Source organism: Chroococcidiopsis sp. CCALA 051 (genome assembly GCF_003015105.1).
Lineage (GTDB): Bacteria > Cyanobacteriota > Cyanobacteriia > Cyanobacteriales > Chroococcidiopsidaceae > Chroococcidiopsis > Chroococcidiopsis thermalis.
Genome location: NZ_PYCI01000075.1, coordinates 23887 through 30904, shown reverse-complemented (window position 1 = coordinate 30904; position 7018 = coordinate 23887). Strand labels below are relative to the sequence as shown.

The window sequence follows — 7018 nt, the reverse complement described above, 5'->3', positions numbered from 1 at the left end:
GGGTGAAACAATGGAACTACTGTTAGTTACGTCAGTTTCATCTGGGGAATTTAGCGCCGATTTCCCTGGCAAGACTGCTGTATCCGATCCCATTGGTTCGACAGTAATCGAGACTTGAAACCACAGCAGTAATATTCCTACCAATCCCAATACACCTAATACAGATGCAATAATTACCGCAGGATAAGATCCGGGAGATTTGGCGTTCATATTGTCTACAAATAAAGATAATTCTTGAAGTTAACGTGCGGTTTGGCGATTGAGCGGGATGCTATTTTTGGTAACTGGTTACTGTAAAACTGGTAACTGTTGCGATCGCTCCCTATTACTATTGAAACAGGCTTAAAGCTGGTATGTAATACGGCGAAGGAAATATTAGCTCAAATTTTGTTGTGTCATAGTTAGCAGCAACTTCAAAAAATGCAAAATACTCGAATTAACGGGCTTTTAGGGGCAATTGCGGCAGCAACACAGCGCTGGTTTTTCAATCCTTGGCGGCGCTTATCTGTTTTAATAGTCAGCTTGCTATTTGGCTTTTTCCTCGGTTCGGCTTTTTCCACCATAGCCGGACAAGCGGCTGATTGGGACATTATCGGCGCTGGGGTTTTGGTTGCTGGCAGCGAAATTATCGATCGCATCTATTACAACCGTATCTGGCAAGCAAGGCGCGGGTTGTGGCTTGAAGCACTAAACGCGCTCAAAATTGGTTTAACTTATAGTTTGTTTCTAGAAGCGTTTAAGCTAGGGTCTTGAATCAGTGACCAGTGACCAGTGACCAGTGACCAATGACCAATGACCAATCGCAGCTTTTACGCTCTTTTTATCCGACTTTTGAGCATTTTTGTCAAAACACCCTTCACGAGCCACCACAGCAGCTAGAAGCGACGCTAAGGCGATTGTGGCTACCCTTAGCTATACAAATAGCGTCCTACCGTCAGGCGGAGTCGCATACTTTAATTCAAGGTATTTTGGGCGGACAAGGGACGGGGAAGACAACTCTAGCTAAAATCCTGAGCTTAATTTTAGGACATTTGGGTTATCGAACTCTGAATTTATCTCTTGATGATTTGTACAAGACTTATAGCGATCGCCTAGCCTTACAGCAGCAAGACCCGCGTTTCATTTGGCGAGGTCCACCAGGAACTCACGATATCCAATTGGGTTTGCAGGTTTTAGATCGATTGCGTCAATCCGATCTCGATACACCCATTGAAATTCCTCGTTTTGATAAATCAGCTTGGCATGGTGCGGGCGATCGCGGTACACCTGAAATTGTGAATGGTGCTGATATCGTTTTATTTGAAGGTTGGTTTGTAGGAGTTCGACCGATCGATCCGAGCAATTTTGACAATCCACCGCCGCCGATTAACACTTGCGAGGATCGACAATTTGCTCGCGATATAAATACTCGATTGCAAGAATATTTACCTTTATGGGACAAACTAGACCGATTAATAATACTTTACCCAGTTGATTATCGCCTCAGCCAACAGTGGCGTAAAGATGCCGAACATCAAATGATAGCAACAGGTAAAACAGGAATGACCGATCTACAAATTGAGCAATTTGTAGAATACTTTTGGAAATCGCTTCACCCAGATTTATTTATTAAACCCCTAATTCAAGATTCCCAGCGAGTAGATTTAGTGATAGAAATTAACCGCGATCGGTCTATTGGCAAGATTTATCATCCTATTTCCCAACATAGATGAACGCAGACCAAGGATCTCTTTGTGTCTTTACTTTGCGCCTTTGCGTCTTTGCGTGACACAATAAAAGACCTTACTTCCCTCCTTGAATCTGCCATACTAAATCGTCAAAAGGTTGCCAATCATCCTCATCAGTAATCGCCCCCCAAACCGATTCTATAACAGGTCTTAGCAAAGCAACTTTAGGATTAACTTCTTGCAATCTCCGAGAAACATTATCCATCTCTTCCCGAGAAAGTTGACCTAAAATCTGATGATAAAGTTTCCGCCATTCATCCCAGTAATCCAACGGTAAGACATCTACCAAAAACAGAATTGAATTCACATCCTCGCGCCAACTCGGCGAAAAGCTTTCAGTCAATTGAATAAAGAAATGATGATAAGAAATTTGAGTCTCTTTAAGCAAACTCACCGTCAATTGCAACAACCGATCTAATTCAGATGAATTTGTCGCAGCCAACCCCAACTTTTGCAGCATCAAACTTCGATAGGCGATCGCATAACATTCATCAAATTTTGCTAATCCAGCTTCCAAATCGTTCGCATCAATAACCGCTTTTAATGGCTTCTGAAGCATTGCCAAATTCCACTGACAAATATTTGGCTGTTGTCCGTAACAATAACGCCCTGAATAGTCAAAATAAGCCGCAGTAAATAGCGGATCGTAAGTAGGAATGAAAGCATAGGGACCGTAATCAAAACTTTCACCCGTAATCGACATATTATCCGTATTTAATACCCCATGACAAAACCCAGCCGCCATCCACTGAGCAGTTAATTCCGCCACTCGCTGGACTAGTTCGGCATAAAATAGGGCATAAGCATCAGATTTACCCCAAATGTGCGGATAATAATACTCGATCGCGTGGTCTACAAGTTTCTTAATTAAATCTGCACGTTTGAGATAGTGCAAACGTTCAAACGTCCCAAAACGAATGTGCGATCGGCTAAATCTTACCATCACCGAAGATCGCGTCGGGGAAGGTTCGTCACCGCGCCATAGTTGTTCCCCCGTCTCGACTAAACTAAAACAGCGAGAAGTCCGCACACCCATGTAATGCAAAGCCTCTGCTGCTAAAACTTCCCGCACCCCACCTTTAAGAGTCAACCTACCATCGCCGCCACGGGAATAAGGAGTCGTGCCACTCCCTTTCGTGCCAAAATCGTAGAGTTCGCCGTCTACACCACGCACTTGACCGTAGAGAAAACCCCTCCCATCACCCAAAAACGGGTTATACTCGCCAAACTGATAGCCGTGGTAGCGCAATGCTAGTAAAGGTTCTCGTCCTTGAAATTTACCAAAAGCCTCAATAAAGTCTATATCCTTTACTGCTGCGGGATCTAGTCCAATGTGAGGTAACAGGCGATCGCTACGATAGCGCAAAATATGTTGCGGAAATTCGGCGGCGCTAACTTCATCAAAATAATCGTCGCCGAGAGATTCTAAAGCAGGTTCGTAGTCGAGGGACAGAAAAGGATTGGGTCTACTATTCATTACCAGCAGGTTTAATGAGCTGCATAGTCTATTGTTGCATCTAGACTTGTAGGTATTTCTTCCTTTTGTCCGATCTAAACGCAGAGGTTAGATTGTACGATCGGTGAAAGAATATGATTGTAGTTGCTTGTATTCAATGATAAGTGACTGCCCTGTTCGTTTGCTACAGCCAACTAGAGCGAGTTAAAGATCGCTTTACATCACGATCGCCGAAAAAACCTTTGACAATCGCTTTTGACAATTGCGAAGGTTTTCTATACTGAGAAGAGGAATACTGGACTACTTAATATCTATGAGCAACATCCAAGATCAAATCGAACAAGCAAGAGAGCAAGCCAGGCAAGCTTGTGAAACCAGCGGTGAAGATTCTGCTGATTGCGCAGTAGCTTGGGACACAGTAGAAGAATTACAAGCTGAGGCTTCCCACAAACGGCAGGTCAAGCCCAAAAATTCTCTAGAAATGTACTGCGATGAAAATCCTGATGCTGCTGAATGCCGCGTTTACGACGAATAAAGTTCGAGTTAGCATTACCGAACATTAACTTAGATGGCAACAAGGATAACTTTTCTGTATCCTTTGTTGCTATTTTTCATTAAATCATTGGCACTTAGCGATTAGCAATTATTATTGTTATCGGTGGTTGAATACACAAACCTTAGTCCTCGATCTCTAGCCTCCGATATATGCAAAGCGATATTTGGTTTCGACCTTTCATTTGGATGGATTTTCGTTTGGCGCTGTTATTTACCGTCATAGCGCCATTGGTTCTAATTATCTGGGCGTTCGTGCGGAAAGTAGAACCTATGCAACACCTGCTGGCAATTTACTGGCGGGTGGCGAGTTTGCTAGCGATCGCATTGTACGTGTCTATCGCACCGTTTCAAGTTGGATTCATTGCGGGATTGATGTCACGCATTCTCATTCCACTATCTCTCTGGTTTTGGATCGATCTAAATGAAGAAATTGAAGACCTGCCAGGTAGTGCTTTGAAACTCAGCTTCAATGCTTGGCGCTGGGCGGTGACGCTTTACTGTATTATCGGCGCGATCGCGCAATTACCGAGTTTGCAGTGTGCCTTTTCAGATACGTTCTTGCAAGATCCGTTGTGTCAAGCTTGGCTGGAAGTTCCTTTGGTTTATAAAGATATCTTTCATCCCAACACGCAAGCAGGTTTCCTCGGCGTTATTGGTGGCATGGGTTTAGTTGTTTACGTCTTGTACTTAATCTATTTTGTTTTCCTTAAACTAGGTAAACAAGGACGATTTGCAGTCAGACAATGATAGATTCTGTAGGAAAACGGCTGGAAAAATATTCGGCGATCGCTAAGCAAGAGGTTTTGATCGTCACTGTGGAGGTTGACGGTGTTAGCGATCGCATTGCGATCTTCAAAGGTTTCTCCAGTTCGTTAACCAGTCCTACAGCCTTCGATCCAGACGTTCCAGTCATCCCAGATACGGCGAGGATTGTGGCGATCGATCGCGTCGCCAGTCCCTACAATCCTCAGTCTCCTCAGTACATTCAGCAGGGGCTGACTTGGGAGGAATTTCAACCATTACTAACGGCTTTGGGGATATAGCGCTGCTTGCAGGCAAATTTAAGCAAACAAATTTAACTTTTGAATAAAATTACACCTTCTATCGCTCTTGCTGCACTCAGAAGATAGTAGGATTGCGGATAAAGTCTACGTAAGAGTAGCCTAAGAAAATACTAAAAATATTTTTGTTTTACAAAAATCTACCGAAAATTTTAAGGAAGTGTTATTCTCCAAACGTGGGTATTGCGTGAGGAGTCAGGAGTAAAAATTTTTATGCTAAAGCAAAATTATAGACGCGATCGCCAAAATAAAACAAATATACGATCAAATAGCAACTCGCAACTCGATCTTCCCGCTACCGCTTTATTTGGTACAGACGGCATTCGGGGACGAGTAGGAGATTTACTCGATGAAGCTTTGGCTTGGCAAGTAGGTTTCTGGACGGGTCAAGTTTTACAGCAGCAGACAGACAACGATCTCAGTCCGGTTATCGTGGGGCAAGACTCCAGAAATTCGAGTGAAATGCTAGCAACTGCCTTATCTCAAGGTCTTGTAGCTGCGGGACTAGATGTTTGGCATATCGGTCTATGTCCGACTCCTGGCGTTGCCTATCTCACCAGTGCCAGCAATGCTACAGGTGGAGTCATGATTTCTGCCAGCCACAACCCTCCAGAAGACAATGGAATTAAAATTTTTGGCAGCAATGGCGCTAAACTTTCTCAACCCCTACAAGAAGCAATTGAAGCAGGGATCAGAGGAAAGGCAGTACCCACCTCTATTCAAGGTCAGGGATATTATGTTCGGCGACCGGAGTTAGTTCAGAAATACGTCGAATCTTTAAAAGTGCCGCTATCGCCCAATCATGGCGATTTTAGTGGAATGCGTGTCGTGTTAGACCTGGCTTGGGGGGCAGCAGTTGGATTAGCACCGAGTTTATTCCGCGATCTAGGTGCAGAGGTAATTTGTTTGCACGATCGACCCGATGGCGATCGCATTAACGTTAACTGCGGTTCCACTCACCTCGGACTGCTGAAAACAACTGTAAACCAAAATTCAGCCCACCTGGGATTTGCCTTTGATGGGGATGCCGACCGAGTGCTAGCAGTCGATTGTCAAGGTAGACCTGTAGATGGCGATTACATCCTTTACTTATGGGGTCAAACCTTGCGACAAGCGCAAAAGTTGCCAGATAACTTGATTATTTCTACTGTCATGGCAAACTTGGGTTTCGAGCGGGCGTGGCAAAAGCAAGGTGGTAAACTGATTCGGACGGCTGTAGGCGACCAATACGTACAAGCAGAAATGGTACGAACGGGAGGTATGTTAGGCGGAGAACAGTCAGGACATATCCTCTGCCGTCACTATGGTATTGCTGGGGATGGTTTATTAACTGCCCTCCACTTAGCTGCATTGGTTAGACAGGCAGGAGTCTCTTTAACCCAATTAGTAGACCAAAGCTTTCAAACTTATCCGCAACTCTTACGCAACGTGCGAGTTGAAAACCGCGATCGCCGCATGAATTGGCAACAGTGCGAACCCCTACAAAATGCGATCGCGCAAGCCGAAGCTGCAATGGGCGATCGCGGTCGTATCCTCGTCCGCGCCTCCGGTACGGAACCCGTAATCCGCGTCATGGTAGAAGCCGCCTGTAGCGAACTCACTCACCATTGGACGGAGACTTTAGTTTCTGCCGTTGAAAAACATGTTGCGGCGTAAGTGTAGAGACGTTACATGTAGAGACGTTACATGTAACGTCTCTACACCTATCGCGTAAAAACTTTTTGGGGTCTAGCTAGTGCTGCTAGACCCCTACAACGTCGGTTGGATTTAATTCGTTCAAAGCAGACTCAATTAATGCACAACAACTAAGGTGAACAACGCTTGGATCTCTAGCATAGTTGCGTCTTTCCAGACCGTAGGTTGGCTACCTTCACTCTTGAGTGATTTACCTATTGGTCTATGCTTGAGCGATCGCAAGTGGGCTTTTGACAGGGGACACTAGGTCATTGCCCGTATAGATTTGTTTTTTGTTTTTGTTTGTGTCCTATGTATCTAAAACTAGCACTGCTATCTTCTTACCACAACCTACTATTTACTAAAATTAAAAAGTTGTGAAATTTCTCCAAGTTCTCGCAATATTAGTTAACGCTCAGCAAGTCAAAAGTTAAAAGTTAAAAGTCAAAATGTTTAAGCCCGCTCGTAGCAGGCGATTTGATTGCACTAATAATGCAAGTTAAATGTGTGACAGCTTAACAGTTAACAATTAACTGCCAATCTTT

General features: G+C 44.2%; 7 protein-coding genes and 1 pseudogene. 6 read left to right on the top strand and 2 right to left on the bottom strand.

The genetic code is table 11. The annotated features are described in order from the left end of the window. Window positions 1-210 (bottom strand): annotated as a pseudogene (locus C7Y66_RS18285) (hypothetical protein); the annotation flags it as partial. 210 nt (window positions 211-420) lie between these two features. Between C7Y66_RS18285 and C7Y66_RS18280 the strand changes: the two are divergent. Together C7Y66_RS18280 and C7Y66_RS18275 are read left to right on the top strand one after the other, a co-directional pair. Next, on the top strand, window positions 421-753 hold the full coding sequence (locus C7Y66_RS18280) for a DUF565 domain-containing protein (protein WP_015155537.1): 333 nt from the start codon (window positions 421-423) through the stop codon (window positions 751-753). A 32-nt stretch (window positions 754-785) separates the two neighbouring features. Further along, window positions 786-1712, top strand: coding sequence for a glycerate kinase (locus C7Y66_RS18275; RefSeq protein ID WP_106546682.1), 927 nt, complete (start codon window positions 786-788; stop codon window positions 1710-1712). Between the two features lie 70 nt (window positions 1713-1782). Here C7Y66_RS18275 and C7Y66_RS18270 read toward each other — a convergent pair whose 3' ends face one another. Then, window positions 1783-3204, bottom strand: coding sequence for a YdiU family protein (locus C7Y66_RS18270; protein WP_106546681.1), 1422 nt, complete (start codon window positions 3202-3204; stop codon window positions 1783-1785). Window positions 3205-3496: 292 nt separating this feature from the next. Here C7Y66_RS18270 and C7Y66_RS18265 point away from each other — a divergent pair, with 292 nt between their 5' ends. From C7Y66_RS18265 to glmM, 4 genes are all read left to right on the top strand, one after another. Beyond that, complete coding sequence (locus C7Y66_RS18265) at window positions 3497-3718, top strand: Calvin cycle protein CP12 (RefSeq protein WP_015155543.1); 222 nt, start codon at window positions 3497-3499, stop codon at window positions 3716-3718. A 170-nt stretch (window positions 3719-3888) separates the two neighbouring features. After that, entirely contained in the window at window positions 3889-4485 is a 597-nt protein-coding gene (locus tag C7Y66_RS18260) for a DUF3177 family protein (RefSeq protein ID WP_106546680.1), read from the top strand. After that, window positions 4482-4781 (top strand): hypothetical protein, encoded by a 300-nt coding sequence (locus tag C7Y66_RS18255; RefSeq protein WP_199197507.1) that lies wholly within the window; start codon window positions 4482-4484, stop codon window positions 4779-4781. Before C7Y66_RS18260 ends, C7Y66_RS18255 begins: the two co-directional genes overlap by 4 nt. A 231-nt stretch (window positions 4782-5012) precedes the next feature. Beyond that, a complete protein-coding gene (gene glmM, locus C7Y66_RS18250) occupies window positions 5013-6455 on the top strand; it encodes a phosphoglucosamine mutase (protein ID WP_106546679.1) in 1443 nt (480 codons plus the stop codon). Window positions 6456-7018: the final 563 nt, after the last annotated feature.

Excerpts from the sequence above, each read along its gene's own strand:
- C7Y66_RS18280 (WP_015155537.1), top strand. The coding sequence starts at position 421 with ATGCAAAATACTCGAATTAACGGGCTTTTAGGGGCAATTGCGGCAGCA.
- C7Y66_RS18275 (WP_106546682.1), top strand. The coding sequence starts at position 786 with ATGACCAATGACCAATCGCAGCTTTTACGCTCTTTTTATCCGACTTTT.
- C7Y66_RS18270 (WP_106546681.1), bottom strand. The coding sequence starts at position 3,204 with ATGAATAGTAGACCCAATCCTTTTCTGTCCCTCGACTACGAACCTGCT.
- C7Y66_RS18265 (WP_015155543.1), top strand. The coding sequence starts at position 3,497 with ATGAGCAACATCCAAGATCAAATCGAACAAGCAAGAGAGCAAGCCAGG.
- C7Y66_RS18260 (WP_106546680.1), top strand. The coding sequence starts at position 3,889 with ATGCAAAGCGATATTTGGTTTCGACCTTTCATTTGGATGGATTTTCGT.
- C7Y66_RS18255 (WP_199197507.1), top strand. The coding sequence starts at position 4,482 with ATGATAGATTCTGTAGGAAAACGGCTGGAAAAATATTCGGCGATCGCT.
- glmM (WP_106546679.1), top strand. The coding sequence starts at position 5,013 with ATGCTAAAGCAAAATTATAGACGCGATCGCCAAAATAAAACAAATATA.